General features: G+C 71.3%; 27 protein-coding genes. 6 read left to right on the forward strand and 21 right to left on the reverse strand.

Features of this window, described 5'->3' with window-relative positions; all coding sequences use genetic code 11:
* Positions 1–62: 62 nt before the first annotated feature.
* The gene (locus ACIPSJ_RS49135) at positions 63–869 is read left to right on the forward strand and encodes a chitosanase (protein ID WP_401356375.1); all 807 of its coding nucleotides are present in this window, start codon (positions 63–65) and stop codon (positions 867–869) included.
* Here the strand turns inward: ACIPSJ_RS49135 and ACIPSJ_RS49140 are convergent.
* The 8 genes from ACIPSJ_RS49140 to polX form a co-directional block, all read right to left on the reverse strand.
* A complete protein-coding gene (locus ACIPSJ_RS49140; RefSeq protein ID WP_401356466.1) occupies positions 854–2,185 on the reverse strand; it encodes a nucleobase:cation symporter-2 family protein in 1,332 nt (443 codons plus the stop codon). The genes ACIPSJ_RS49135 and ACIPSJ_RS49140 overlap by 16 nt on opposite strands.
* A gap of 280 nt (positions 2,186–2,465) precedes the next feature.
* A complete protein-coding gene (locus ACIPSJ_RS49145; protein WP_401356377.1) occupies positions 2,466–3,842 on the reverse strand; it encodes an 8-oxoguanine deaminase in 1,377 nt (458 codons plus the stop codon).
* 115 nt (positions 3,843–3,957) lie between these two features.
* Complete coding sequence (gene pucL, locus ACIPSJ_RS49150; RefSeq protein ID WP_401356380.1) at positions 3,958–4,890, reverse strand: factor-independent urate hydroxylase; 933 nt, start codon at positions 4,888–4,890, stop codon at positions 3,958–3,960.
* Positions 4,891–4,896: 6 nt separating this feature from the next.
* On the reverse strand, positions 4,897–5,307 hold the full coding sequence (gene uraH / locus ACIPSJ_RS49155) for a hydroxyisourate hydrolase (RefSeq protein WP_359225329.1): 411 nt from the start codon (positions 5,305–5,307) through the stop codon (positions 4,897–4,899).
* Between the two features lie 7 nt (positions 5,308–5,314).
* Positions 5,315–5,824 (reverse strand): 2-oxo-4-hydroxy-4-carboxy-5-ureidoimidazoline decarboxylase, encoded by a 510-nt coding sequence (uraD, locus tag ACIPSJ_RS49160; protein WP_401356383.1) that lies wholly within the window; start codon positions 5,822–5,824, stop codon positions 5,315–5,317.
* 127 nt (positions 5,825–5,951) lie between these two features.
* Positions 5,952–6,320: a helix-turn-helix domain-containing protein gene (locus tag ACIPSJ_RS49165; protein WP_355715013.1), complete on the reverse strand. Its 369-nt coding sequence runs from the start codon at positions 6,318–6,320 to the stop codon at positions 5,952–5,954.
* Entirely contained in the window at positions 6,317–6,571 is a 255-nt protein-coding gene (locus tag ACIPSJ_RS49170; RefSeq protein ID WP_359225336.1) for a hypothetical protein, read from the reverse strand. The genes ACIPSJ_RS49165 and ACIPSJ_RS49170 overlap by 4 nt, the downstream gene beginning before the upstream one ends.
* 47 nt (positions 6,572–6,618) lie before the next feature.
* A complete protein-coding gene (polX, locus tag ACIPSJ_RS49175) occupies positions 6,619–8,358 on the reverse strand; it encodes a DNA polymerase/3'-5' exonuclease PolX (RefSeq protein WP_401356387.1) in 1,740 nt (579 codons plus the stop codon).
* Positions 8,359–8,502: 144 nt separating this feature from the next.
* Here polX and ACIPSJ_RS49180 point away from each other — a divergent pair, with 144 nt between their 5' ends.
* The 3 genes from ACIPSJ_RS49180 (at position 8,503) to ACIPSJ_RS49190 (ending at position 11,839) form a co-directional block, all read left to right on the forward strand.
* Positions 8,503–9,345 carry a TIM barrel protein gene (locus ACIPSJ_RS49180; protein WP_401356390.1) on the forward strand — a complete coding sequence of 281 codons (843 nt, stop codon included), beginning with the start codon at positions 8,503–8,505 and terminating at the stop codon, positions 9,343–9,345.
* Between the two features lie 41 nt (positions 9,346–9,386).
* Entirely contained in the window at positions 9,387–10,277 is an 891-nt protein-coding gene (locus tag ACIPSJ_RS49185; protein WP_401356392.1) for a 2-hydroxy-3-oxopropionate reductase, read from the forward strand.
* 161 nt (positions 10,278–10,438) lie between these two features.
* Positions 10,439–11,839 (forward strand): catalase, encoded by a 1,401-nt coding sequence (locus tag ACIPSJ_RS49190; RefSeq protein WP_401356394.1) that lies wholly within the window; start codon positions 10,439–10,441, stop codon positions 11,837–11,839.
* A gap of 324 nt (positions 11,840–12,163) precedes the next feature.
* On the opposite strand, the gene ACIPSJ_RS49195 is transcribed toward ACIPSJ_RS49190, so the two are convergent.
* From ACIPSJ_RS49195 to ACIPSJ_RS49250, 12 genes are read right to left on the reverse strand one after another with little or no spacing between them, the layout of a single operon-like run.
* Positions 12,164–13,408, reverse strand: a complete 1,245-nt coding sequence (locus ACIPSJ_RS49195; protein ID WP_401356396.1) for an MFS transporter — start codon at positions 13,406–13,408, stop codon at positions 12,164–12,166.
* Positions 13,405–14,559, reverse strand: a complete 1,155-nt coding sequence (locus tag ACIPSJ_RS49200; protein ID WP_401356398.1) for an acetyl-CoA carboxylase biotin carboxylase subunit family protein — start codon at positions 14,557–14,559, stop codon at positions 13,405–13,407. The genes ACIPSJ_RS49195 and ACIPSJ_RS49200 overlap by 4 nt, the downstream gene beginning before the upstream one ends.
* A complete protein-coding gene (locus ACIPSJ_RS49205) occupies positions 14,556–15,224 on the reverse strand; it encodes a metallophosphoesterase family protein (protein WP_401356401.1) in 669 nt (222 codons plus the stop codon). Before ACIPSJ_RS49205 ends, ACIPSJ_RS49200 begins: the two co-directional genes overlap by 4 nt.
* Positions 15,225–15,230: 6 nt before the next feature.
* Positions 15,231–16,433, reverse strand: a complete 1,203-nt coding sequence (locus ACIPSJ_RS49210; RefSeq protein ID WP_401356404.1) for an ATP-grasp domain-containing protein — start codon at positions 16,431–16,433, stop codon at positions 15,231–15,233.
* Positions 16,430–16,729: a glutaredoxin domain-containing protein gene (locus ACIPSJ_RS49215; RefSeq protein ID WP_401356406.1), complete on the reverse strand. Its 300-nt coding sequence runs from the start codon at positions 16,727–16,729 to the stop codon at positions 16,430–16,432. Before ACIPSJ_RS49215 ends, ACIPSJ_RS49210 begins: the two co-directional genes overlap by 4 nt.
* Positions 16,729–17,871: a pyridoxal-phosphate-dependent aminotransferase family protein gene (locus ACIPSJ_RS49220; RefSeq protein WP_401356408.1), complete on the reverse strand. Its 1,143-nt coding sequence runs from the start codon at positions 17,869–17,871 to the stop codon at positions 16,729–16,731. The genes ACIPSJ_RS49215 and ACIPSJ_RS49220 overlap by 1 nt, the downstream gene beginning before the upstream one ends.
* Complete coding sequence (locus ACIPSJ_RS49225) at positions 17,868–18,347, reverse strand: YjbQ family protein (protein ID WP_401356410.1); 480 nt, start codon at positions 18,345–18,347, stop codon at positions 17,868–17,870. The genes ACIPSJ_RS49220 and ACIPSJ_RS49225 overlap by 4 nt, the downstream gene beginning before the upstream one ends.
* The gene (locus ACIPSJ_RS49230; protein ID WP_401356412.1) at positions 18,344–19,459 is read right to left on the reverse strand and encodes a hypothetical protein; all 1,116 of its coding nucleotides are present in this window, start codon (positions 19,457–19,459) and stop codon (positions 18,344–18,346) included. Before ACIPSJ_RS49230 ends, ACIPSJ_RS49225 begins: the two co-directional genes overlap by 4 nt.
* Positions 19,456–20,397: an isocitrate lyase/phosphoenolpyruvate mutase family protein gene (locus ACIPSJ_RS49235; RefSeq protein WP_365684604.1), complete on the reverse strand. Its 942-nt coding sequence runs from the start codon at positions 20,395–20,397 to the stop codon at positions 19,456–19,458. Before ACIPSJ_RS49235 ends, ACIPSJ_RS49230 begins: the two co-directional genes overlap by 4 nt.
* A complete protein-coding gene (locus ACIPSJ_RS49240) occupies positions 20,394–21,407 on the reverse strand; it encodes a hypothetical protein (protein ID WP_401356415.1) in 1,014 nt (337 codons plus the stop codon). Before ACIPSJ_RS49240 ends, ACIPSJ_RS49235 begins: the two co-directional genes overlap by 4 nt.
* A gap of 12 nt (positions 21,408–21,419) precedes the next feature.
* Positions 21,420–21,977: a thiamine pyrophosphate-dependent enzyme gene (locus ACIPSJ_RS49245; protein WP_401356417.1), complete on the reverse strand. Its 558-nt coding sequence runs from the start codon at positions 21,975–21,977 to the stop codon at positions 21,420–21,422.
* Positions 21,978–21,980: 3 nt separating this feature from the next.
* Positions 21,981–22,505, reverse strand: coding sequence for a thiamine pyrophosphate-binding protein (locus ACIPSJ_RS49250; protein ID WP_401356419.1), 525 nt, complete (start codon positions 22,503–22,505; stop codon positions 21,981–21,983).
* A gap of 281 nt (positions 22,506–22,786) precedes the next feature.
* On the opposite strand from ACIPSJ_RS49250, the gene ACIPSJ_RS49255 reads away from it, so the two are divergent.
* Complete coding sequence (locus ACIPSJ_RS49255) at positions 22,787–23,026, forward strand: hypothetical protein (RefSeq protein WP_365684596.1); 240 nt, start codon at positions 22,787–22,789, stop codon at positions 23,024–23,026.
* A gap of 199 nt (positions 23,027–23,225) precedes the next feature.
* Here the strand turns inward: ACIPSJ_RS49255 and gcl are convergent, their stop codons facing one another.
* Positions 23,226–25,010 (reverse strand): glyoxylate carboligase, encoded by a 1,785-nt coding sequence (gene gcl, locus ACIPSJ_RS49260; protein ID WP_401356421.1) that lies wholly within the window; start codon positions 25,008–25,010, stop codon positions 23,226–23,228.
* A 219-nt stretch (positions 25,011–25,229) separates the two neighbouring features.
* Here gcl and ACIPSJ_RS49265 point away from each other — a divergent pair, with 219 nt between their 5' ends.
* The gene (locus tag ACIPSJ_RS49265; RefSeq protein WP_401356423.1) at positions 25,230–25,901 is read left to right on the forward strand and encodes a hypothetical protein; all 672 of its coding nucleotides are present in this window, start codon (positions 25,230–25,232) and stop codon (positions 25,899–25,901) included.
* Positions 25,902–25,941: the final 40 nt, after the last annotated feature.

Here is a 25,941-nt window from a genome sequence, read left to right on the forward strand (position 1 = left end):
GCTTTCCCAAGTTGCCGCGCCAGTCTCGACATCCTTTGACAGCACCCTGCTTGGGAGTTCCTGTGCCGATCCTGCACGCACGCGCCGCCCGCCGCACGCTGTTCGCCACCCTGGGCGCCGCGCTGCTGACCTCGCGATGGCCGGCGGCCGAGGCGGCGGACGCGACCGGGCTGGCGGACCCGGTGAAGAAGGACATCGCGATGCGGCTGGTGAGCAGCGCGGAGAACTCGTCGCTGAACTGGAAGGCGCAGTACAAGTACCTGGAGGACATCGGCGACGGGCGCGGCTACACCGGCGGGATCATCGGCTTCTGCTCCGGTACGGGCGACATGCTGACGCTGGTCGAGCTGTACACGGAGTGGGACGCGGACAATCCGCTGGCAACCTACCTGCCCGCGCTGAGGAAGGTGAACGGCACCGACAGCCACCGGGGGCTGGCGGGCTTCCCCGCCGCCTGGCGGAAGGCGGCGAAGACGACGGCCTTCCGCAGGGCACAGCGCCACGAACGCGACCGCGTCTATTTCGACCCGGCCGTGGCGCGTGCCGAGAAGGACGGTCTCGGCACACTCGGGCAGTTCGTCTACTACGACGCGATGGTCATGCACGGCCCCGGCACGGACGCCGTCAGCTTCGGCGGCATCCGTGCCCGCGCCCGCAGGCACGCGGACACCCCGGCGGACGGCGGCGGCCGGCGCACGTACCTCAACGCCTTCCTCGACGCCCGGGTGTGGGCGATGCGGCAGGAGGCCGCCCACCGGGACGTCAGCCGGGTCGAGACGGCCCAGCGGGTCTTCCTCAAGGCGGGCAACTTCGACCTGGACACCCCGCTCAAGTGGAAGGTGTACGGGGACAGTTACGAGATCGACTGAGGTGCCGGGCGGGGTACGGCGGCCGTCGCCGTCGTACCCTTCGCCGCCTGGGGCCGTCGGCCGAGGTGGTGGAAGACCAGGTTGAGTGCCACGGCCGCCACGCAGCCCGTCGAGATGCCCGAGTCCAGGACGATCCGGGCGGTCTGCGGGAAGGCGTGGTAGAAGTCGGGGGCGGTGATCGGGACGATGCCGACGGCGAGCGAGACGGCGACGATCAGGACGTTCTCGTCCTTCTCCATACCCGCCCTGACCAGGGTCTGGATACCGCTGGCCGCCACCGAGCCGAACAGCACCACGCCCGCGCCGCCCAGCACCGGCCGGGGGACGACGGCGATGAGGGAGGCGGCCATCGGGCACAGCCCCATCAGGACGAGGAAGCCGCCGCCGGCCGCGACCACGAACCGGCTGCGGATCCGGGTCATCGCGACCAGCCCGATGTTCTGCGCGAAGGCGCTGCACATGAACCCGTTGAAGAGCGGGCTGATCGCCGAGCCGAGGGTGTCGGCGCGCAGCCCGGCCGCGATCGTCCGCTCGTCGGCGGGGCGTTCGACGATCTCGCCCAGCGCCAGCATGTCCGCGGTCGACTCGGTCATCGAGACCACCATCACCACGCACATGGACAGGATCGCGGCGATCTGGAACTGCGGGGCGCCGAAGTGGAAGGGCGTCGGGAAGCCGACGACGTCCGCGTCCGCGACCGGGCCGAAGTCCGTGACCCCGAACGGGATCGCGACGACCGTGCCCGCGACCAGGCCGATCAGCACGGCGATCTGCTTCACGAAGCCGCGGGTGAAGCGCCGCAGGAGCAGCACGAGGAGAAGGGTCGCGGCGGCCAGGCCCAGGTAGGTCGCCGAACCGTAGTCGTGCGCGGCCGGGTCGGGGCCCTGCGCCCAGCCGAAGGCCACCGGGAGCAGCGAGACGCCGATGAGGGTGATGACCGTGCCGGTGACGACGGGCGGGAAGAAGCGGACGGCCTTGCTGAAGAAGGGGGCGGCGAGGAAGCCGAGGAGGCCGGCGACAATCACCGCGCCGAAGATGACCGGCAGGGCGTCGGTCCTGTCGTGGGTGGCGGCGGCGATCGCGGTCATCGGGGCGACCCCGGCGAAGGTGACGCCGTTGACGAAGGGCAGCCGGGCGCCGATCTTCCAGACGCCGAGGGTCTGGAGGAAGGTGGCGAGGCCCGCGGTGAAGAGGCAGGCGCCGGTGAGGAAGGTCAGTTCGGTGCCGGACAGGCCGATGGCCGCGCCGACGATCAGGGGCGGGGCGACCACCCCGGCGTACATGGCGGCCACGTGCTGCAGACCCGTGGTGGCCATTTTCAGGGCGGGGAGTTTCTCGTCGACGGGATGCACTTCTTGCGTGGACACGGCGGCTCCTCCGGTCGGTTACACGTCGGCTCTGACGCGGGTGTCTGGGAGGTGGTGCGGGTGATCCAGGTCGTGCGGGACCCGAGAGGAGGACGGTGACCGTTCCCGGGCGCGCACGACCGGCGTACGCGCCCAGGGGACGGCCGCCGTGGACCGTTGCGGGTCCACGGCTACCGACCGGGAGCCGTCCCTCCCAGTCGGAGCTCAAGTGCCTTGCGAAGGAGAGGAGTTACTGGGCGGCGATGCGCGCCAGCCGCTGGGCCTCGACCCGCGTGGAGCGGGCGATCGCGTCCTCGTCGACATGCAGCAGGCGGCCGTCCTCGACGATCTGACGGCCGTTCACGAAGGAGGCGGTGACCGGGGCGGCGGCGCCGAGGACCAGGGCGGTCACCGGGTCGGCGATGGAGGCGTGGGCGAGGGTGTCCAGCTTCCAGAGCACCAGGTCGGCGAGCTTGCCGGGTTCCAGGGAGCCGGTCTGGCCCGCCCGGCCGAGGACCTGGGCGCCGCCGTAGGTGCCGAGGCGCAGTGCCTGACGGGCGTTCAGGGCCGCTTCCCGGTGCGCGCCGAGGCGGTTGATCAGCAGCGCGTTGCGCAGCTCGGTGTGGAGTTCGCCGGACTCGTTGGACGCGGTGCCGTCGACGCCGAGGCCGACCGGGACGCCGGCGGCGAGCATGTCGGGGACGCGGGCGATGCCGGCCGCGAGGCGGGCGTTGGAGGACGGGCAGTGGGCGACACCGGTCTTCGTCCGCCCGAACGCGGCGATGTCGGAGTCGTTCATGTGGACGCAGTGCGCCATCCACACGTCCTCGCCGAGCCAGCCGGTGGACTCGAAGTAGTCGGTCGGGCCCATCCCGAACAGCTCGTGGCAGAACTTCTCCTCCTCGACGGTCTCCGAGCCGTGCGTGTGCAGGCGCACCCCGAGCCGGCGGGCCAACTCGGCGCCCTCGCGGAGGAGTTCGGTGGAGACGGAGAAGGGCGAGCAGGGGGCCACGGCCACCTGGGTCATCGCGTCGAAGGAGGCGTCGTGGTACTCCTTCACGGTGGCCTCGGTGGCGGTGAGGGCGCCTTCGAGGGTCTCGACGGCGAAGTCCGGGGGCAGGCCGCCGTCCTTCTCGCTGCGGTCCATCGAGCCGCGGGCGAGGGTGAAGCGGACGCCCGTCTCGCGGGCGGCGCGGATGATCGCGCCGGACAGGTCGCCGGAGTCCTTCGGGTAGACGTAGTGGTGGTCCATGGCGGTGGTCACGCCGCCCCGGGCCATCATCGCGAGCGAGCCCTGCGCGGCCGCGTAGACCATCTGCTCGTCGATCCGCGCCCACGTCGGGTACAGCGCGACCAGCCAGTTGAAGAGGTTGTGGTCGGTGGCCAGGCCCCGGGTGATCCACTGGTAGTAGTGGTGGTGGGTGTTGACCAGGCCGGGGGTCACCAGATGGCCGCCGGCGTCGATGCGGCGCCCGACGTTCTCCAGACCCTCGGGGGCCTTGCCCGCGCCGAGCGACTCGATGCGGTGGCCGGCGATGACGACGTACCCGTCGGCGTACTCGGTGTCGTGGGCGTCGACGGTCGCGATCGAACAGTTCTCGATGACGGTGCGCCGGTCTGCTGCCATGATTCGTCCTTTTCGCTCAGTGGACTTGGGGAGTGGGCACGGCAGGACCCTGGGGATTTGAGTGCCGCGGCCGGGGAGTGGGGCTCCCCGGCCGAGGGTGCCGAGAAGGGGTCGGTCAGAGGTTGGTGAGGTCCACCGGGATCTTCGCCTCGCAGCCGTCGCGGAGGATGGTCGCCTCGATCAGGCCGTAGGGCCGGTCGGCGGCGTAGTACACGGCACCGTCCTCGGTCGCGTTCTTGAGCCCGAACGGCTCCAGGTCGACGAGGAAGTGGTGCTTGTTGGGCAGCGAGAAGCGGACCTCGTCGATCTCGCTCCGGTTGTCGATGATCCGCGAGCCCATCTGGTACAGGGTCTGCTGGAGCGAGAGCGAGTAGGTCTCGGCGAAGGCCTGGAGCATGTGCTTCTTCGTCTGCTCGTAGGACTTCTCCCAGTGGGGCATCTTCTGCTCGTCCGCGGTCCAGTTGAACCGCCAGCGGGCGGAGACCTGGGTGGCCAGGATGCGGTCGTACGCCTCGGGCAGGGTCGTGTACTTGTCCTTGACGTAGCCCCAGAACTCGGAGTTGGTCGAGTTCATCACGACCAGGTCCTTCAGGCCGGAGACGACCTCCCACGACGCACCGTCGTACGTGATCTGCGTCAGCCGGGTCTCCTGGCCCTTGCGCACGAACGAGTGCCTGACCTCGTCGGCGCCGATGAACTTCGAGTGGGCGTCAGAGGCCTCGATGCGTTCCCAAGCGTACTCCTCGATGCGGATCCGGGCCTGGTGGATGGGCTCCTGCGAGGTCACGAAGTGCCGGGCGAGGTGGATGCCGAACTGCTCGGCGGACTCGATGCCGTGCTCCTTGGCGAACGCGTACACCGTGTTCTTGGTGGTGTCGGTCGGCAGGACGTTGGCGTTGGAGCCGGAGTAGTGGACCTCGTCCATGTCGCCGGAGAGCGACACGGAGACGTTGAGGTCCTTGATGTGGTGGGTGGCGCCGTCCCGCGTGATCTTGACGACCCGGTTCTCGGCCTTGCCGTACTGGTTCTGTCCAAGAATCGTAGGCATGTGTAGCTAGCTCCCTCGGTAAACGGAGTAGCCGAACGGGTTGAGCAGCAGCGGTACGTGGTAGTGCTCGCCCGGTACGACGGCGAACGTGATCGCCACCTCCGGGAAGAACACGGCCGGTCCGCTGTCCCGGTTCGCGGGGGCGTCCTGCTGCGCATCGGCTTGCTGGTGCTTCTGCTGGTGCTTCTCGAAATACGGCTCCACCGCGAAGTCGAGCCGTACGTGTGTCGTCCCCTCCGGCAGGTCCGGGAGGTCCTTGCACCGGCCGTCCGCGTCGGTCGCGGAGCCGCCGAGCGCCTGCCAGTCCGCCTCCCGGCCGCCGCGGGCGGAGAGCAGGACGGCGACGCCCGCGGCGGGGCGGCCGACGCTGGTGTCCAGGATGTGGGTGGACACGGAGGCGGTGGTGCTGGTGCTCATGCTGCGGTCAGTCCTCTTCGACGATGCGGGCGAGCCGGATACGGTTGATCTTGCCCAGCTCGGTGCGGACGATCTCCCGTTCCCGCTCGGGCGCGTTGCCGATCCGCTCCTTGGCCGCGTCCCGCATCTCCTCGCCGCTGCGGCCGGTGGCGCAGATCAGGAAGACATGGCCGAACCGCTCCTGGTAGGCCAGGTTGAGTTCGAGCATCTCGGCCTTGAGCGCCTCGGCGGCGCCGGCCATGCCGGACTGCTCCCGGGCCGAGGCCGGGTCGCCCGGCTGGGGGCGGCCGATCGGCGGGTGTCCGGCCATGGCCTCCGCGAGGTCGGCCGGGTCCAGTTCGGCCATGGCGGCGTCGCTGGCGGAGTAGAGGGCCTCGGGGGTGGCGTAGGGCCGGGCGGCGAGCAGCTGCCGGGCCCAGGCCGTGGAGGCGCACGCCTCGTGGAGGGCGGCGAGGGCCGCGCGCTCCTCCAGATCGTTGAACCGGGCCAGGCCCGGGGGCGTGGAAGTCGACGTCACGGGAGCCTCCGTGGCCGTAGGCGGCCTTCGTGCTGAACGGGCTGCCGTTAGCTAACGCTCTCCGGAACACCGCGTCAACACTTTGTTGAAAATTCCGCGTAACAACCCCCGCCCAGGAGTCCGGGGCTCAGCTCTCCTTCTCGCGGTTGAGGTAGTTGTAGACGGTGAAGCGGCTCACCCCGAGCGCGCTCGCCACGGTCTCCACGCCGTGCCGTACGGAGAAGGCGCCGCGCGCCTCCAGTATCCGGACGACCTCCTGCTTGGCCTTGCGGTCCAGGTCGGCCAGCGGCTTGCCCTGCTTGCGCTCCATGGCGGCCAGGATGTGGTCGAGGGAGTCCGCGAGCTGGGGCAGCCGTACGGCGACCACGTCGGCGCCCTCCCAGGCGAGCACGACGTCGTCGGGGCCGGCCTCGTCCGGCGGGAGCATCTCCCCGCCCATGGCGTCGACCAGCGGCTTCACGGCCGTGATGAAGGGCTCGTCGCCGTGTCCGGTCACCGGCCCTCACCCTCCCCCACCACGTTGACCTGGAGCGAGATCCGGGTGGCCCCGGCCGCCAGGCTCCGGCGCAGCAGCGCGTCCAGGGCGGTGAGCACGGCGTCGGCGCCGCCCTCCGCCGTGTTCCCGAACGGCCCGACGTCCACCGCGTCCAGCTCGGCCGCCTCGATGACCTCACGGGCGACCAGCGCGTGCGCCGGGGCCTCGTCGAGGTCGAAGGGCTCGGTCGTGAACTCCACTCTCAATCGCACGCGCTCAACCTAACGCGCGGCGCCGATGTTCGGGCAGCCCTCCGGGATCACCGGCCCTTGCGCAGGAAGGTCCGCAGCCGCCGCTCGGGCCAGGTGTTGATCACGTCGTCCCCGGTGAGCCAGCCGCGCTGGGCGGTGCCGATGCCGTAGCGCATGTTGGCCAGGTGCGGCACGGCGTGGGCGTCGCTGTTCACGGCGAACCGCACGCCGTGCCCGCGGGCCCGCAGGATGTCCTCGTCGCGCAGGTCGAGCCGGTGCGGGTGGGCGTTGATCTCCAGGGCGGTGCCGGTGCGGGCGCAGGCCTCGAAGACCACGTCCAGGTCGGCGTCGATGCCAGGCCGCCTGCCGATGAGGCGGGTGGTGGGGTGGCCGATGATGTTCACGTACGGGTTCTCGCAGGCGCGGACGAGCCGCCGGGTCAGCCGCTCGCGGCTCTGCTTGAAGTGCGAGTGGACCGAGGCCACGCACAGGTCGAACCCGGCGAGGAAGTCGCCCGGCCAGTCCACCTCGCCCTCCGGGCCGATGTTCAGCTCGGTGCCGTGCAGCAGCCGCAGGCCGCCGCGCCGGCCCTTGGTGGGGTAGGTGCCGTCGAGCGCGCGGACCCGCTCCCGCTGGGCCAGCATCCGCTCGTCGGTCATCCGCTGCATGACCAGGTCGGGCGCGTGGTCGGTGACCGCGTAGTAGGCGTAACCGCGGGCGGCGGCGGCCTCGGCCATCTCCTCCAGCGGGGCGAGGCCGTCGGTGAGGTCGGTGTGGGTGTGCAGGTCGCCCCGGAGGCCGGCCTCGGTGACCAGCTCGGGCAGCTCGTCGCGGAGCCCGGCCTCGATCTCGCCGCGGTCCTCGCGGAGCGTCGGCGGGATCCAGGGCAGGCCGAGCCGGGCGTAGACCTCCTCCTCGGTCGCGGAGACGATCTTCTCGCCGCTCTCCACGTCGAAGAGTCCGTACTCGGAGAGCTTGAGCTTCTGGCGCACCGCGATCTCGCGGGTGCGGATGTTGTGGGCCTTCGAGCCGGTGAAGTACTGCAGGGCGGCGCCCCAGGAGTCCGGCGGTACGACCCGCAGGTCGACGTCGAGGCCCTTGCGGGTGCGTACGGAGGTCTTGGTGCCGCCCTGCCCGATGACCTCGGTGACGTACGGCAGCCGGGTGAACGCCGCCATGAGCGGCGCCGACTCCCCGGCGGCGGCGAGGATGTCGATGTCGCCGATGGTCTCCCGCATCCGGCGCAGCGATCCGGCGTACGCGCACCGCTCGCAGCCGGTCACGCCGGAGAGCGCGCCGACGATGTCCTCGGCCAGCTCCATGGCCACGTCGATCTGCACCCGGCCGCCCGAGGACCGGAGCAGTTCGATGCCGTGCAGGATGTTCTCCTCGGTCTTCGGCCCGAAGCCCTTGAGGTCGCGCAGCCGTTCGCCGTGGATGGCGTCGGCGAGTTCCTCGACCGACGAGACGCCCAGCTCCTCGTAGACCGCCATCGCCTTCTTCGGGCCGAGGGTGGGGATGGCCGTCAGCCGCCGGACCCCGTCCGGGATCCTCGCCCGCAGCTCCTCGACGGCGGTCACGCTGCCGCTGTCGAGGTACTCGCGGACCTTCTGGGCGATCGACTTCCCGACGTTCGGGATCTCCCGCAGCCCCTTGAGGTCGAGCGTGGCGACGTCGGCGTGATGGCCGCCGACCGACCGGGCGGCCTTCTCGTACACCCGCGCCCTGAACGCGTCTCCGCCGGTGATCGAGATCAGGTCCGCGTACTCCTGGAGCAGGGCGGCGACCTCGTCGTTGGACCGAGCCATGACTTCAGGGTAGGGCGCGGGTTTTGCGCGGGCGCCCTTGACAGCTCTCCCCGGTCACAGGCAGTCTTCCATTAAGCAGAAAACAACTTCCGTAATACGGAATTTCCACTCGGCTACTAGGCAGCGGAAGGGAGCGCGACCCCCATGGGATTTGCAGAGCAGCGCTTCAACGTCAACCTGTCGATCCTCTTCACGGAACTCCCGCTCCTGGAGCGCCCCGCGGCCGCCGCCGCGGCCGGCTTCACCGCGGTCGAGCTGTGGTGGCCCTGGGTCGACTCCCCCACCCCCGAGCGGTCCGAGCTCGACGCGCTGCGGACGGCGATCTCGGACGCGCGCGTCCGGCTGACCGGGCTGAACTTCTACGCCGGGCAGCTGCCGGGACCCGACCGGGGCGCCCTGTCGGTCCCGGGCGAGGAGTCGGAGAGGTTCCGCGCCAACATCGACGTGGCCGCCGCCTTCGCCCGGACCCTGGGCTGCCGGTCGCTCAACGCGCTGTACGGCAACCGCGTCGAGGGCGTGGACCCGGCCGAGCAGGACGCGCTGGCGCTGGAGAACCTGGCCCTCGCCGCCGAGGCGGCCGACCGCAACGGCGCGATCCTGCTGATCGAGGCCCTCAACGCGCCCGAGTCGCCGCGGTACCCGCTGGTGTCGGCCCCGGCCGCCGTCGCCGTCGTCGACCAGGTCAACGAGACGACCGGACTCGGCAACGCGCGCTTCCTGATGGACCTTTACCACCTGTCCATGAACGGCGAGGACCTGCCGGCGGTGATCGACCGGTACGCCTCGAAGACCGGCCATGTGCAGATCGCCGACAACCCCGGCCGCGGCGCCCCGGGCACGGGCTCGCTCCCGCTGGAGGACCTCCTCGACCGGCTGGGCAAGGCCGGTTACGACGGCTGGGTGGGCCTGGAGTACAAGCCGGGCGACCGTCCGAGTACCGAGGCGTTCGACTGGCTCCCGCGCGAGGCGCGCGCCCGGCAGCACTGAACTCCCCGACTCCGCAGAGCAGTGAGAGAGGCACCCCGAAAATGAGCACCCTCCCCAAGATCGCCTGGATAGGTCTCGGCATCATGGGCTCCCCCATGTCCGAGAACCTGCTCAAGGCGGGTTACGACGTCACCGGCTTCACCCTGGAGCAGGACAAGCTGGACCGGCTGGCCGCCGCCGGCGGCCGCGCCGCGGCCTCGATCGCCGAGGCCGTGCGGGACGCCGACGTGGTCATCACGATGGTGCCGGCCTCCCCGCAGGTCGAGGCCATCGCGTACGGCCCGGACGGCATCCTGGAGAACGCGCGGTCCGGCGCGCTCCTCGTCGACATGTCGTCCATCACCCCGCAGACCTCCGTCGACCTGGCGAAGGCGGCAGCGGCCAAGGGCATCCGCGTCCTGGACGCGCCCGTGTCCGGCGGCGAGGCCGGCGCCGTCGAGGCGGTGCTGTCCATCATGGTCGGCGGCGAGCAGGCCGACTTCGACGTCGCGAAGCCCGTCTTCGAGGCGCTGGGCAGGACCATCGTGCTGTGCGGTCCGCACGGCTCCGGGCAGACCGTGAAGGCCGCCAACCAGCTGATCGTCGCCGTGAACATCCAGGCGTGCGCCGAGGCCGTGGTCTTCCTGGAGAAGTCCGGCGTGGACCTGGCCGCCGCGCTGGACGTCCTGGGCGGCGGCCTGGCCGGCTCGACCGTGCTGGCCCGGAAGAAGGACAACTTCCTCCGGCGCGACTTCAAGCCGGGCTTCCGGATCGACCTGCACCACAAGGACATGGGCATCGTCACGGACGCGGCCCGCACCGTCGGCGCCGCGCTCCCGGTCGGTGCCGTGGTGGCCCAGCTGGTCGCCTCCCTGCGTGCGCAGGGCGACGGCGGCCTGGACCACTCCGCGCTGCTGCGCGCGGTCGAGCACCTCTCCGGCGCCCGGGTCTGAGACTTCCGGGCCGCGGCGCCGCCGACACCTGTCCTGTCGCGCCCAGGCGGCGCCGCGGCCCGGAACCGACTTCAACAAACTGTTGACGTCCGGAACACCCCACTCCTAGGCTCCACGAAGCGGAAACAGTTTTCCGCTGACACTCGCACGGAAGGTCCTCGATGTCGAAGCGCGTGCTCACGACCGAGTCCGGCGCCCCCGTCGCCGACAACCAGAACTCAGCCTCCGCCGGCCTCGGCGGCCCGCTCCTCCTCCAGGACCAGCACCTCCTGGAGAAGCTGGCGCGGTTCAACCGCGAGCGCATCCCGGTGGGGGCACCTCCCACGCCCTTAAGGCAGTGGGGGAGCGTGGTGCACGCCCGTGGCAGCGGCGCCTACGGCCACTTCGAGGTGACCGACGACGTCACCGGGTTCACGTACGCCGACTTCCTGAGCCAGGTCGGCCGGCGCACCGAGGTGTTCCTGCGCTTCTCGACCGTGGCCGACTCCCTCGGCGGCGCCGACGCCGTCCGCGACCCGCGCGGCTTCGCCGTCAAGTTCTATACCGAGGAGGGCAATTACGACCTCGTCGGCAACAACACCCCGGTGTTCTTCATCAAGGACCCGCTGAAGTTCCCGGACTTCATCCACTCGCAGAAGCGCGACCCCTTCACGGGCCGTCAGGAGCCGGACAGCGTCTGGGACTTCTGGGCGCACGCCCCCGAGGCCACGCACCAGGTGACCTGGCTGATGGGCGACCGGGGCGTCCCGGCGTCGTACCGCCACATGAACGGCTACGGCTCGCACACCTACCAGTGGACGAATGCCGAGGGCGAGGCCTTCTTCGTCAAGTACCACTTCAAGACCAACCAGGGCATCCGCAGCCTGAGCGCCGAGCAGGCCGCCGAACAGGCAGGCCAGGACCCGAACTCGCACCAGACGGACCTGCTCCAGGCCATCGAGCGGGGCGTGCACCCGTCCTGGACGCTGTATGTGCAGCTGATGCCGGCGGCCGAGGCGGCCGACTACCGCTTCAACCCGTTCGACCTGACCAAGGTCTGGCCGCACCGCGACTTCCCGCTCCGGCGGGTGGGCCGGCTGGTCCTGGACCGCAACCCGGACAACGTCTTCGCCGAGGTCGAGCAGGCCGCGTTCGCCCCGAACAACTTCGTGCCGGGCATCGGCCCCTCCCCCGACAAGATGCTCCAGGGCCGCCTGTTCGCCTACGCGGACGCCCAGCGCTACCGCCTGGGCGTCAACCACACCCTGCTGGCGGTGAACGCCCCGAAGGCGACGACGGCGCGGAACTACGGCCGGGACGGCTTCATGGCGGCCAACGCGCAGGGCCGCGCGGCAAAGAACTACGAGCCGAACTCCTACGACGGACCGGTCGAGACCGGCCGCCCGCTGTCGGCCCCCCTCGCGGTGCACGGCCACACCGGCACCCACGAGGCGCCCCTGCACACCAAGGACGACGACTTCTTCCAGGCCGGCGAGCTGTACCGGCTGGCCCACTTCCACGCCGCCGACCCGGAGTACGGCAGCCGCGTGGCGGAGGCGGTCCGCGCCCTGCGCGAGGACTGACACAGACGGCCCGCGCACAGCCGGACGGCCCGGATGAGGGGTGGCCGGCCGGAGGTGCGCGGGCGTGGCACGGACCGCGGCGGCGTGCGAGCCAGTGCGGTGGTGAAGGAACCGAGCGCCCGTCCCGACCAGCGGGAAGGACGCCGGGCTCCGTCGCACCCGCCGCGGTCCCAGCCGACCCCCGACCCCGTCCGGCGGCGCGAACGACCTGGCACACCCAGCCTCGCGCCGTCGGACGGCCAGATCACGCGCGCCGGACGCGGACACCACCCGCATCCGGCACTTCGGCGCGCGTACCACCCGGGGCGCACCGCGCCGCCGTCGTCACGCGGGCTCGCGCCGCCGTATCGCCCAGGGTGCCACCGTCCCCGCCGCCGCGAACAGCGCTCCGAGCGCGAGCCAGCCCGTCGTCGTATGGGCGCCCAGGCACAGGAAGGCGAGCAGTCCGGGGGCGAGCGCCGTGGCGGCTCCGCGGCCCAGGGAGAAGAAGCCCTGGTACTGGCCGTGCAGACCGGCCGGTGCGAGCGAGAAGCTCAGCCCGAACGAACCGGCGGACAGCCAGAGTTCACCGAGGGTGAGGGCGGCGGCGAACAGAAGCAGCAGCGCGGTCGCGGACCAGCCGCCCAGGCCGACGGTGAGGGAGATCAGCGCGCAGGCGGCGAGCAGCGCGATCCCCGACCGGCGGCACAGCCGGGCGGCACGCTCGTCGTCCTCGGCGCCGCGGCTGAAGCGGATCTGGAGGCAGATCACCATCACCGTGTTGACCGCGACGATCCCGGACACCAGCGCCCGGGGGGCCTCGGTGTGCCGCAGCACCCACAGCGGCACAGCGAAGGACAGCACCTGCGCCTGCAGGGAGAGCACGCCGCAGATCGCCGTGACGGCGGCGTAGCGCCCGTCGCGCAGGACGGCCCAGCCGGAGCCGGTCCGCTCGGTGCCCTTCTCCCCTCGCTCGACGGCCGCGGTCGCCTTCAGACGGCGCAGCGGCAGCGCCGCCCCCGGGTAGGTCAGCGCCGTCGCCCACAGCAGGACCCGGTAGCCGGCCGGGCTGTCGGCCTGGATGACCAGGGCCGACGCGGCCGCGCCGATCGTGACGCCGACGTTGGTCACCACGCGCAGACAGGCCCGGATCCGTACGCGTTCCGCGCCCTCCCCGACCGTGGCGACCAGCGCTCCGCGCGCGGCGGAGCTGCCCTGCTCGGCGAGGAGGAAGACGAGGATCAGGGCCAGGAACGCCGAGAAGGTCCGCACGAAGGCCAGCCCGGCCATGGTGGCGAACTGGACGCCGAGCAGCGCCGTGTAGGTGCGCCGGGGCCCGTAGCGGTCCGCCAGCCTGCCCAGGGGCACGGCGCCGGCCAGGGCCACGATCCCGGCGACGGAGAGCCCGGTGGCGACGCGGCCCACGGGCAGTCCGACGACGCGGGTGAAGAACAGTGTGCTGGTGGTCAGGTAGAGGCCGCTGCCGATGGTCTTGACCAGCCAGGACAGGGCAAGCAGCCGGGGCTCGCCGGGCGGTGGCAGCAGCGCCGCCGGTGTCCTGCGACGGCGCCGCGCTTCGAGCCGGGTCATGCGCCGGGCACCGCCAGCGCCTGCAGCCGGGTGTTCAGTTCCGCTGCGGCCGTCTCGTCGGGGGCCGTGTAGTGCGCCTCCAGGTAGCCGGTGCCGCTCTCCTCGGGCGTACGGACCTCGATCACTCCGGGGAGCGCGGCGGCCCGCTCGCGCAGGCCCGGGAACACCGGCAGTTGGGTGCGGCCCACGATCTCCTCGCGCGCGGGGCGGTCCGGCCGGGTCGGATCCTCGTCGAGGGAGACCCGGACGAACTCCTCCCACAGGTCCACCCCGAAGGCATGCCACCAGCTGCGGGATATGCCGAGGCCGCCGGGCCGTACGGCCACTTCGCCGATCACCGGTCCGTCGTCGGTGCGGAAGACCTCCAGATGGGTGACGCCCGCGGTCAGGCCGAGGACGGCGACCACCCGGCGGTGCAGGTCCAGGACCGCTCGGGCGAACGGGGTGGACTGGTCGATCAGGCAGCCGCTGTTGAGGTCCTTCGGGATGCGCATCGGAGAGACGAGGTAGCGGGAGACCGCCGCCCGGGCCACCTCGCCGCGGTGGACGACGCCGTCGCAGTGGTACTCGTCGGAGAACCGCACCAGGCGTTCGACCTGGACCGGAAGGCGCCGGGCCGCGAGATCGGCGAACTCGCCCGCCCGGTGCCGGGCGGCGAGGTCGGCGGGTGACTCGACGCGGTACGTGGCCTTCGCCGCGGCCCCGAACACCGGTTTGACGACGACGGGCCAGCCGGTCGCCCCGGCCGCCCGCTCCACCTCGTCGAGCGAGGCCGCCTGGGCGTGCGGTGTCACCGGCAGCCCCGCATCGCGCAGCCGGTCCTTCATGGCGCGCTTGTGGGCGGCCCACAGGGACTGGTCGAAGCCGAGTCCCGGTACTCCGAGCAGGCTCCGCACCAGACCCGCCGGAACCACGCTCTTCTCGGTGGCGGCGATCACATGGTCCACGGGTCCGCCGGCGGTGAGTTCGTAGGCGGCCCGCTCGACCTGGGTGAGGTCGTCGAAGCCGTCGACGTAGGCGACGTCGAGGCCGTGGTAGAGGTCGGCGTACACCTTGCGGGTGATCACCCGGACCCGCACGTCGGGGCGGCGCGCCAGGATGTCGTTGACCTCGGGTTTGTCGGAGTTGAGCAGGAGCACCTGCCGGGTCACGTCGTCTCCTGTGAGTGGTGGTAGGTGAGGGTGGCCGCGGTCTCGTCGACGACGGCCCAGGCGGGTGAGGGTCCGCGGTCCGGCGAACAGCGGGTGACGGAGCCCACGTTGACGACGTAGCGGCCGTCCGGCGCGAGCGGGACGGGCTCGCCGAACCGCACCGGGACGCGTTCGGCCTCGGCCCGGCCGTCGCCGGCCGGGCGCAGCCGGTACAGCGCACTGCGGTGGTGGTGACCGTGGATCAGGGCGCGTCCGGGGAAGTCCGCGTCGAGGGGACTCCAGCGTCCGGGCTCCAGTTCGCGCCAGTGCAGTGGGTGGCCGTGGCAGTACCGGGCGAAGCCCGTGTCGTGTTCGAGCGGCGCGTCGAGCAGGGGCAGGGTCCAGCGGGGCAGCCGCCGCTCCGGCACGAGGGAGCGGATCCGCTCCTCCTGGTTGCCGCGCACGACCACCACGCCCTCCAGGAGCCGGGCCAGCTCCGAGTCCGGGTCGAAGACGTCCTCGACCCGCCCGAACACGTACCCGGCCGCCTCTCTCTTCCCGATCCGGCACTCGAACACGTCGCCGAGGCAGACGACCTGGTCCACCTCCTGCTCACGGATCCGCTCCAGTACGCCGGCGAGCCGTGCGGTCTGCCCGTGGACGTCGGTGACGACGGCGATACGCACTGCGGCTCACTCACCCATGTCGATCAGCACCCGGCGGGCCAGTTCCTCGCAGGCCCGTGCCGCACCGGCCGGGTTCGCCCCGTCGGTGAGGACGTATCCGGCGCGGTCCTGGGAACGGCGCACCGGCCCGACCCGGTCGCCCACCCCGACGTCCAGCTGGATCACGGCGTTCGACCCCTGTGTGTCGGGCACGGAGACACCGCGCACGACGCCGGGAGGCGGGGTGAGAAACCTGACAGCCGCCGCCCGGGCCGCCTCGGCCGTCGGCGTGGGCGGCGGCAGCAACCCGAGCGGACAGCCCGCGGTCAGGCTCACCATGTCCAGGCCCAGGGCCAGGCGCAGCAGTTCGCGGATCTTGTCACCGCCGATGCGGTTGTGCGACTCCAGGACGCGCGGACCGCGCGCGGTGACCTTGATCTCGGTGTGGGCGGGTCCCTCCGTCAGGCCGACGGCGTCCAGAAAGGCCTCGACGAGCGTGGTGACCTCCCGCCGTACGGCGGCGGGCAGAGTGCTCGGCAGCGTGTGCCCCAGCTCCACGAACGAGGGTCCGACCAGCTTGTCGGTCAGCGCGAGCACGATGTGCCTGCCCTCGTGGGAGAAGCTCTCCACGCTGATCTCGGGCCCGTCCAGGTACTCCTCGGCGATCGGCGCCACCCCGCCCGCCGCCTCGAACGCCCGCCAGACGGCTCCTGCGTCGTCCGGCCCGTCGACGCGGAAGACCGCCTGGCTGGCCGTGCCGGCGGCCGGTTTCAGGATGACCGGTCCGCCGGTCGTCCGGCAGAACGCGGCGAGATCACCGGCGTCGGCCGGCGACGCCGTCCGTACCGGGGTGATCCCCCGGGCGTCGAGCCGCTGCCGCATCCGGCGCTTGTCCTGGAGCAGACGCACCGTGTGCAGCGAGTTGCCGGGGATGCCGAGCCGTTCGGCGACGGCGGCCGCGGGCAGCAGGCCGTGTTCGGTGAGGGACAGCACCCGGTGCAAGGGGCGGTCCGCGTGCAGCGGCGCCAGGGCCGCCGCCAGCGCATCGGTGTCGGCGAGGTCGGCGGCGAGCGCCGTGCCGGCCTCCGCGGCCACGGCCGGCCGGGGCTCGGCACAGTCGTGCACGAAGACGGTGTCGATGCCCAGCGCGCGGGACGCGCGCACCAGTTGGGGGGTGCCCGCGAGCACCGCGAGACGCGGTGTCGCGGGCACCTGGAACCCTGCGGTCATGCAGTGGACTCCCCGGCGGGCTGCGGCTCGGCCTCGGGTGCCACGGCGTCGGGATCGCCGAAGCGCTCCTTCAGGTACGCGATGACGTCCGCGTTCTCCCGGAGCCTGCCCGGGATGATCGTTGCGCCGTCCACCAAGGCCGGGATGAACTTGCTGCCCGTGGTCCGGATCAGCTCGTGCCGCTCCTCGCGCGGCTTGGGCACGTTGACGTTGAGATACGAGACCTGGAGCCTGGTGAGCAGTTCACGCACCGGCTTGCAGTCCGGGCAGGTCTCGCGCTGGAACAGGACGAGCATCAGCGGCCTCCCTCGTGGAACGTCCGGACGATCTCACCGACGCCGGAGCCCGGCGTGAAGGAGTGCCCCAGGTCGAGCAGGGCCATCTCCAGGGCGCCGATGACGGCGCTCAGGTCCAGGGCGTCGGCCGCGCCGACATGGCCGACCCGGATCAGCTTGCCCTTGAGGTGCGCCTGGCCGCCGGTCATGGTGACGCCGTAGCTCGCGGACAACGTCTTCAACAGCCGCCCGGTGTCGATGCCTTCGGGAGCCAGCGCCGAGGTGATGACATGGCTCCGCCGGTGCGGAGGCTGGACGAAGGTGCTGAACCCCAGGGTGAGCAGGGCCCGTTCGGCGGCTGTGCCCAGGGTGGCGTGCCGGGCGCGGAAGGCGTCCATGCCCTCCTCGCCGAGCATCTTCAGCGACTCGTGCAGAGCGAGCAGCAGGGACACGGCCGGCGACGAGGACGACATCGGGTAGAAGTGCCGCAGCCGCTCGAACGACCAGTAGTAGTTCGGGCCCGTGGACCGCTCCACCGCGGTCCACGCCTTGTCGGACAGGGCCACGAAGGCCAGCCCGGGCGGCAGCATGAACCCCTTGTGCGAGGCGGCGAGCACCACGTCCAGGTCCCAGGCGTCCATCTCCAGCGGGTGCACGAGCAGTCCGCTGATGGCGTCGACGACCACGACGACATCGGTGTCCCGGAAGATCCGGCCGATCGCCTCCACGTCGTTCAGGGCCCCGGTCGACGTCTCGCTGTAGACGACCAGGACGCCCCGGACGTCAGGGTGTTCACGGTGGGCCGCGGCGACCCGCTCGGGGTCGGCGCTGGTGCCCCAGTCGCTCTCCACGACGTGCACGACGAGGCCGTAGGCACGGCTGATCGCCTGGAAGCGCTCGCCGAAGTAGCCGTTCGAGACGACCAGCACCTCGTCGCCCGGCGAGAAGCAGTTGGCGACCGCGGCCTCCATCGCGCCGGTGCCGGAGGAGGCGATGGTGTACACCGGCGAGGCCGTGCCGAACAGCGGGGGCAGGCCCGAGTTGACCTCGTGGATCAACTGCTCCATCTCGGTGGAGCGATGGTGGATGATCTCCCGGGCGCCGGCCAGCAGCAGGCGCTGGGGAACCTCGGTGGGTCCGGGGGTGGCCAGCCGCAGCTTCACCGGCTGTTCTCCTTCACTCGGGTGGTGGCGGGTTCGGGTTGCTGGAGCGGGGCCGCGGCACGGGGCGGGTCGACGAAGACCCGGCGGACGGCGGGCTTCAGGTCGAAGTCGAAGAGCACGACGCGGTGACTCGCCGACATGCCCGCCTTCCCGTCCCGGAAGGGCACCAGCAGGCTGGTGCCGAGCAGCGACGACTTCAGGTGGGAGAAGCCGTTCGGGTCGGCCGTGGTCAGTTCGTGCAGATACCGCCCGCCACCCGCCGCGGGCGACTCCGGTGCCATCCGCTCCAGGGTGCGCAGCAGGTCCTGCACCGCGCCCGGCTCGTACCGCATGACCGTGAGCCCGACGGTGCTGCCGTGCGCGAACACCCCGGCGAGGCCGTCGCCGGCGCCGTGCTCGGCGAGGACCGCGGCGATCCGGTCGGTGAGGTCGTAGTGGGAGTTGAGGCCGGTGCTCTCCACCGCCAGCTCGATCACCGGTCCGCCTTCCCGCCGACCTCGGCCGGTGTGTTCTCCGCCGTGAGGTCGCCCGGTCCGGTCAGCTTCCAGGCCGGCACGCCGGACAGGACCGCCGTGATCCGGGCGCGGCGCTCGGCGTGGGCGGCGCGGCCGTCGTCCAGGAAGCCGTGCCAGCCCGCGTGGGCGCCGTCGAACGCCGATTCCACGTTGGCGTCCAGGTCGGCGGCGTGCTCGGCCGGCTCGCCGGCCACGCGTGCCACGACCGTGTGGTCGCCGGGTCCGATCGCCGGGTGCAGGATCGCCGAGACCGGGACCCGCACCCCGACGGGGGCGCTCGGGAAACGGTCGCGGAAGGGCAGCGGGTCCACCGCGAACTTCCCCACCGGCGAGAACGCGTGGCCCTCGGCCGGTTCGTAGTCCTCCCCGATCCCGGCGATCTCCCGGAGCCCCGGGTACTTGGCGATCGTGCCGTAGCCGAGGTGCGGATAGTCGGGCCAGCCGGCCGCGACCACCGAGCCGTCGGACAGTTCGTGGAGCACGGTCTTGTCGCCGCTGAGCACCTGATAGCCGAAGTGCTCGACCAGTTCCAGCAGCACGGTGCTCTTGCCGGCCCCCTTCGCCCCGGTGACCAGCACCGCCGTGCCGTCCTTGTAGGCGGCGGTGGCGTGCAGCACGACGGACCCGGTGTTCTCCTGATGCTTCAGCACCAGGTCGCGCACCAGCTCGACGAGGTCCATGTGGCCGCCCGGGCCGAGCCGTACGTCGATCACCCGGTCGGCGCGGTCGAAGACGAAGCGGCTGCCGGTCTTGGTGCACTCCAAGTACTCGCGGCCGCCTGCCGTGGCCCTGCGGGCCGGAACGGTGAAGAACGGGCTGGCGCTCTTGCGGACGTAGATGTCCTCCGGCGCCGCGTCGGCCGGCGGGGCGAGGTTCTCCGCGCCGTCCGGCGCGTGGATCCGCAGCGTGGCGACGGGCACCCGGTCCGCGTCCCGGGGGCCGGCCTCCTCGGCGGTCAGATGCGTGGCGAGGAAACGCAGCGCCTCCTCGACGCCGGCGCCGTCCTCGACGTCCAGGTCGAGCGCGGTGCCGTGGAAGTCCAGCCGCAGGGTGGCGGCGGGCGGGGTGGTCACTGTGCGGCCTCCGCGAGTTCACGTCCGAGGGACTCGTAGCGATCCTGCTGCTCCAGCATCTGGGGCATCCGCTGGAGGTCGAAGATCTCCTTGAGCGGGGCGAGTTCGGCCTCCACATGCCGGGTGGTGCCGTCCCGCATGATGCGGGTGAGGACGTCCCGCATGGCGCGGATCGAGCTGCGCAGCGCCTGGTTGGCGTAGATCGCCATGGCGAACCCGCGCTGTTCCAGCTCCGCCACGGTGACCTGGTTGTACGTCGTCGGTACGACGATCACCGGCAGGTCTCCGCGGTAGGCCGCGCGGAACGCGAAGACCTCCTCGGGGTCCTTGCGCTTGGAGTGGATGAGCAGGGCGTCCGCTCCCGCCCGCTCGTACACCTCGGCCCGGCGCAGCGCCTCGTCCATGCCCTGCCCGGAGATCAGCGCCTCCAGGCGGGCCACCACGACCATGTCCTCGCGGGTCTCCGCGGCGGCCCGGATCTTGCCGGCGAAGTCGTCCAGCGGCGCGAGATCCTGGTTTCCCTCGATGAAGCTGTTGAGCTTGGGGAACCGCTTGTCCTCGATGCACACGCCGGCGATTCCGCGGGCCTCGTAGGAGCGGACCATGTGGATGACGTTGTTGACGTTCCCGAAACCGGAGTCGCAGTCCGCGAGGACCGGTGTCCGGACGGCTGCGGCCAGCCCGGCGGCCGCGTCGAGGCACTCGGGCATGGCGAGGATGTTGGCGTCCGGGACGCCGGCCGCGGCGGATATCTCCAGGCCGCTGGACCAGACGACGTCGAATCCGGCCTCCTCGGCGAGGCGTGCGCTGAGCGGGTTGTGGGCGCCCATGGCGCGTGCCAGCCGAGGCGCGCGGAGCGCCGCGCGCAGCCGCCCGGCCGCGGTGGCCGCGGGCTCTCCGCCCGCCGCGCCGGTCCCGGTTCCCCCGTTGTCCGTCATTCCTTCGTCCCTTCCGTCGCCGCCAGTTCCCTGCACACCTGCTCGACCGTCTCGTCGACGACCTTGCGCGGACGGGCCGCGCCGATCCGGCGGCCGGCCTCCCACGGGTCGACCCCGAACCGGGCGGCGGTCTTGTCGATGCGTTCCTGGTAGTAGAAGTGGTGGTCGTTGATGCCGGCCGCGATCTCCGCGCGGCGCACTGTCATGGGGCGGGGCAGCACCTGCTCCGCCACGTACTCGGCCGCCGCGCACACGGTGGGCAGATCGCTGTGGGTGCGGTATCTGGGCCAGGCCGTGAGGAAGGCCGCCGCCTGCTCGGTGGCGAGGTTGCCCGCGCCCCGGGCCATCGCGCACAGCGAGGCGTCGAGCCAGCGGACGCCGGCGTCGAGGCCGGCGAGCGCGTTGGCGGCGGCCAGGCCGAGGTTGTTGTGGGCGTGGATGCCGAGGGGGGTGGGCAGCCGCTCGGCGAGCAGCCCGATCCGTTGCCGTACGTCGTCCGGCGTGAGCGCGCCGAAGGAGTCGGCGACGTAGAAGACGTCCGGCGGCTCGGCGGCCACGGTCTCGGCGATCGCGGCCAGCTGCTCCGGGGTGGTGTAGCTGACGGCCATCAGGTTGACGCCCGGTTTGAGGCCCAGTTCGCGGACCCGGCGGACGTACGGGGCGACCCCGTCGATGTTCCACGGGTAGGCGGCGATACGGACCATGGACACCGGGCTGTCGGGCAGGTCGTCCAGCGCGTCCAGGGGACACACGGTGGGGACGACCATCACGGCCAGCTCGGCGTGCGAGACATCCGGCAGTGCGGCCAGGTACTCGGGAGTGCAGTGCGCGGACGGACCGGCCGTGGCGCTCTTGCGGCTTCCGGAGCCACCGCGGTAACCGACCTCGATGACGTCGACGCGGGCCGCGTCCAGGGTGCTGACGATGGTGCGCACGTCGGTGGCGGTGAACTGCCAGTCGTTCTGGTTCCCGCCGTCGCGCAGGGTGCAGTCCAGCAGAACGGGTTTCATGCTGCTCCTCCCTTACGCCGGTGATGTGGTCGCGAGCCGCGCGCGGAATCTGGACACCAGTTGCTGAGGTGTCCACTCCACGCGTCTGCCGGCCGGGTGGGTTCGGGGAAGACAGCGGATCCGCACCAGCGCAGGTGTCACCGACAGGTCCAGGGCGTCCAGTTGGCCGAGGTCGTCGACGGTGTGCGCGGCGGCGTACCCGGCCGCGAGTGCCATGGCGGCGGGGTCGCCGAGGGAGACGGTGCGCTGGCCGCCGGTGCTCTCGTGGGCGCCGTTGTCGAGGACCACGTGCACAAGGTCCGGGCGGTGTTCGGCGATCATCGGCAGACAGCCGGGGTTCATGGCGTAGGAGCCGTCGCCGTCCAGTACGAGCACCCGGCGGTCGGGGTGGGCCAGGGCGATGCCGAGCCCGATCGGGGCGGCCATGCCCATGGAGCCGACCAGATAGAAGTGGTTGTCGCGGTCGGCGATGTTGTACACGTCGCGCGTGATGTAGCCGCACGTGGTCACCGTCAGGGCGGACGGCTCGCGCTCCAGCAGCGCGGTCAGGGCGTCACGGATGTCCAGCACCGGTCAGATCCCCTCCCGGACGATGAGCACCGAGGTGCTGCGGCCCGAGTCGTGCAGCTTGAGGAACTCCTCGACGGAATCGACCGGACGGTCGTGGTCGAGCACCGTCCAGGGCAGGCCGAAGACGTCTAGCAGCCGGGTGAGTTCACGTCCGATGACGTCGTGTTCGACGGCGTCGTTCGCGTCGTGTCCGCGCCAGCTGACGACGAGGGGCAGATGGACCCCGTAGATGAGGTTGAACGAGGTGAGGACGTTCAGGCAGTAGCCGAGGCCGGAGTTCTGCATGAGCACCACCGGGCGGGCTCCGGCCACGGCGAGACCGGAGGCGACTCCCAGGGCACTGTCCTCGCGCGGCGCCGGGAGATAGCCGGCCGGGCCGTCGGGGGCCTCCAGCAGACGGAACAGGCCCTTCAGCAGTGAGCACGGGACGCCGGTGAAGTGTGAGTACCCCCTTGCCAGCAGGGTACTGAGAACGCTTTCTGCGACGGATAAGTCTTTTTGCGTATGTGACGAAGCAACGCTCGACACGCATGTCCTCTCTCCGGGGAGCTGCGAACGAGTAGATCTTGCATGACCTCACAGTGAACGCGCAATGACTCAGACGATGTTTGGAATTCCGTTTCCGCTAGTCAGAGGAGGTTGCTTCTCGAAGATCACATACGAGTTCACAAACGCAGATGAAGTCATTAACACCCGATGCCGGACGGGACATCCTTCTTCGCGCGAGAGAAAGCGCTTACGCCTGTGATGTCGGATGCGCTCCACCGTTCCGGGGTGCGCGCGGAGGCGGCCCGCAGGAGCCTTGACCCATGACGCACCCACCGACCGAGTTCCCGCACATCGTCGTGCACGCTCCCGCCCTGGACGGCTCCCGACGGGTCACCGAGGGGGACGTGACGCTGGGGATCGCCTCGCATCTGGACGACGTGGTCGAGATCCTGCGGATGGCCGATCTGGACCGGATCGAGGTCGAGGAGAGCGACCTCATCGAGTGGCAGGGCGGCGGCCCGGACGACTGGCCGGGCCTGACCGAGCATCCCGAAAGCTGATGAACCGGGGTGAAGGGGGTGGCGAATCCTCAAGAAATGCTCTGAACGTTGTTCAGGATGCTTCAACCGCCCCAGTCAGGGGGCATATTCACGGCACACGGTGCCCGCCGGCACGGGGGCGGCGGGCACCGTGTCATCGACAACGCGCGGCGGGCGGCCCGTCCCCCCGGACGGACCGCCCGCTCCCGCGCGCGCCGGCTCAGACCTTCAGTGTCCTGATCGAGGTCGGGGCGTGCCCCGGCTCGGTCGCGATCTCCTCGAACTCCACGACGGCGGAGATGTCGTTGGTGGTCGACATGGAGATGTTGGTGACCCGCTCCAGGATCGCCTCCACGACGACCGGCACCTGGTGCTCCGCGGCCAGCTTCTTGGCCTCCTCGAAGGCCGCGCCCAGCTCCGCCGGGTCGGTCACCCGGATCGCCTTGCAGCCCAGCCCCTCGGCGACCTTGACGTGGTCGACGCCGTAGACGCCCAGCTCGGGCGAGTTGATGTTCTCGAACTCCAGCTTGACCTGGAAGTCGATGTCGAAGGCCCGCTGCGCCTGCCGGATCAGGCCCAGGTAGGCGTTGTTGACCAGCACATGCACGTACGGGATCTTGTGCTGCGCGCCGACCGCCAGCTCCTCCAGCATGAACTGGAAGTCGTAGTCGCCGGAGAGCGCGACCACGGACGCCTCCGGGTCGGCCTTCGCCACGCCCAGCGCGGCCGGAACGGTCCAGCCGAGGGGGCCCGCCTGACCGCAGTTGATCCAGTGCCGCGGCCTGAAGACGTGCAGCATCTGGGCGCCGGCGATCTGCGAGAGGCCGATCGTGGAGACGTACCGGGTCTCCGGGCCGAAGGCCTTGTTCATCTCCTCGTAGACGCGCTGCGGCTTGATCGGGACGTCGTCGAAGTGCGTACGCCGTTGCAGGGTCGCCTTCTTCTCCTGCGCGGCGGCCGCCCACCGCGAGCGGTCGGGGAGGCCGCTCGACGCCTTCAACTCCAGCGCCACCTCGACGAAGAGCTCCAGGGCCGCCTTCGCGTCCGAGGCGATGCCGTAGTCCGGGGCGAAGATCTTGCCGATCTGGGTGGGCTCGATGTCCACGTGGACGAACGTCCGGCCCGCCGTGTAGACGTCCAGCCGGCCGGTGTGGCGGTTGGCCCAGCGGTTGCCGATGCCGAGGACGAAGTCGGACTCCAGGAAGGTCGCGTTGCCGTAGCGGTGCGAGGTCTGCAGGCCCACCATGCCGGCGTTCAGCTCATGGTCGTCGGGGAGGACGCCCCAGCCCATCAGGGTCGGGACGACCGGAATGCCGGTCAACTCGGCGAACTCGACGAGGAGTTCGGCGGCGTCCGCGTTGATGACACCGCCGCCCGCGACGATCAGCGGGCGCTCGGACGCGTTCAGCATCCCGATCGCCTTCTCGATCTGGGCGCGGGTCGCGGCCGGCTTGTAGACGGGCAGCGGCGCGTACGTCTCCGGGTCGAACTCGATCTCGGTGAGCTGCACGTCGATCGGCAGGTCGATCAGGACCGGGCCCGGACGACCGGACCGCATCAGATGGAAGGCCTGCTGGAAGACGCCCGGGACCTGGGCCGCCTCCAGCACGGTGACCGCCATCTTCGTCACCGGCTTGGCGATCGAGGCGATGTCGACGGCCTGGAAGTCCTCCTTGTGGATCACCGCGGTCGGCGCCTGGCCGGTGATGCAGAGGATCGGGATGGAGTCACCGGTCGCCGAGTACAGGCCGGTGATCATGTCGGTGCCGGCCGGGCCCGAGGTGCCGACGCAGACGCCGATGTTGCCCGGATGCGTACGGGTGTAGCCCTCCGCCATGTGCGAGGCGCCCTCCACATGGCGGGCGAGGGTGTGGTGGATGCCGCCGGAGGCCTTGAGCGCCGCGTAGAAGGGGTTGATCGCCGCGCCGGGCACACCGAACGCGTCGGTGACGCCCTCGCGCTTGAGGATCTCAACTGCCGCGCGGGCAGCGGTCATACGAGCCATCGAGAACTCCTGCTTTCGGCTGTCGGATGCCTGCTCCCGTCGCGCCCCGCGGTGAGCATCACTTCGCATTCTTTCCGCATGAATTCCGCATTGCGGAAACTAACTTCTACTATCTGAAATCAATGTAGGTGTGGGGGCGAACGTCGTCAAGGGACGGACAACCGGGCCCCGACAGGAGCACCATGGGACGGCTGAACCGACGCGACGCCCGAGGTGGCCATGTCCGAGAGCGTGCCGGTGCGCTGTCCGGCCTGTCGGCGCGAGCACGTCTACACCGCGCCCTCGTACCCCTGCGCCTGTGGCGCCCCGGTGACCCCGTGCCTCGACGGCACGGCCGAGCCGACGCCGGTGGCGCACCGCGCCTGGGACGAGGACTGGGTGACGGTGAGCTGTGACTCCTGCGGCCGCCGGGACCAGTGGCCGCGGCCGGAGCTGGGCTGCCCGTGCGGGGCGGTGCTGCGGGTCCCGGTCGCCGGCACCGCGTCCGCGCCGGCGCCGGCTCCCGAGCCGCGGCCCGCGTTCCATCCCGTGACGATCCGCACCGCCCGGGACGCGGTCACCGCGGCCGCGCTCTATCTGCGCTGGCTGGGCTACCGGGACATCCGCCGCGCCGACCAGCGGCCGCCGTCCGGCATCGGGCTGGCCGCGCGCGGGCTGGTCGCCCACGTGGACCCGACCGTGCGGCCGGCCTCGCGGCGGGACGTGGAGTGCCTGTGGCTGACGGCGATGACGGAGGACTCCGGGTGCGTCTACTTCTCCCTCGCGGGGTACGCCGAGGACGCGCGTGAGGGGGCGGACGCGCTGGGGGTGCCGCTGTTCGTGCTGGACCTCACGGGGACGCCGCAGCCGGTGAACGGGGTTGCCGATGAGTTGGGGGCCAGGGGCGCGTGAGAGGCTGCGGGGCGGTGGGGGCTGAGCGCGCCCACGCGGC

The organism is Streptomyces sp. NPDC090088, assembly GCF_044747345.1.
Classification (GTDB): domain Bacteria; phylum Actinomycetota; class Actinomycetes; order Streptomycetales; family Streptomycetaceae; genus Streptomyces.

Coding starts and splice junctions, on each gene's coding strand:
- ACIPSJ_RS49140 (WP_401356466.1), bottom strand. CDS start 2,185: ATGGCCACCACGGGTCTGCAGCACGTGGCCGCCATGTACGCCGGGGTG.
- ACIPSJ_RS49215 (WP_401356406.1), bottom strand. CDS start 16,729: ATGCTCGTCCTGTTCCAGCGCGAGACCTGCCCGGACTGCAAGCCGGTG.
- uraH (WP_359225329.1), bottom strand. CDS start 5,307: ATGAGCACCAGCACCACCGCCTCCGTGTCCACCCACATCCTGGACACC.
- ACIPSJ_RS49185 (WP_401356392.1), top strand. CDS start 9,387: ATGAGCACCCTCCCCAAGATCGCCTGGATAGGTCTCGGCATCATGGGC.
- ACIPSJ_RS49145 (WP_401356377.1), bottom strand. CDS start 3,842: ATGGCAGCAGACCGGCGCACCGTCATCGAGAACTGTTCGATCGCGACC.
- ACIPSJ_RS49210 (WP_401356404.1), bottom strand. CDS start 16,433: ATGACCGCAGGGTTCCAGGTGCCCGCGACACCGCGTCTCGCGGTGCTC.
- ACIPSJ_RS49240 (WP_401356415.1), bottom strand. CDS start 21,407: ATGAAACCCGTTCTGCTGGACTGCACCCTGCGCGACGGCGGGAACCAG.
- ACIPSJ_RS49190 (WP_401356394.1), top strand. CDS start 10,439: ATGTCGAAGCGCGTGCTCACGACCGAGTCCGGCGCCCCCGTCGCCGAC.
- pucL (WP_401356380.1), bottom strand. CDS start 4,890: ATGCCTACGATTCTTGGACAGAACCAGTACGGCAAGGCCGAGAACCGG.
- ACIPSJ_RS49255 (WP_365684596.1), top strand. CDS start 22,787: ATGACGCACCCACCGACCGAGTTCCCGCACATCGTCGTGCACGCTCCC.
- polX (WP_401356387.1), bottom strand. CDS start 8,358: ATGGCTCGGTCCAACGACGAGGTCGCCGCCCTGCTCCAGGAGTACGCG.
- ACIPSJ_RS49235 (WP_365684604.1), bottom strand. CDS start 20,397: ATGACGGACAACGGGGGAACCGGGACCGGCGCGGCGGGCGGAGAGCCC.
- gcl (WP_401356421.1), bottom strand. CDS start 25,010: ATGGCTCGTATGACCGCTGCCCGCGCGGCAGTTGAGATCCTCAAGCGC.
- ACIPSJ_RS49265 (WP_401356423.1), top strand. CDS start 25,230: ATGTCCGAGAGCGTGCCGGTGCGCTGTCCGGCCTGTCGGCGCGAGCAC.
- ACIPSJ_RS49195 (WP_401356396.1), bottom strand. CDS start 13,408: ATGACCCGGCTCGAAGCGCGGCGCCGTCGCAGGACACCGGCGGCGCTG.
- ACIPSJ_RS49180 (WP_401356390.1), top strand. CDS start 8,503: ATGGGATTTGCAGAGCAGCGCTTCAACGTCAACCTGTCGATCCTCTTC.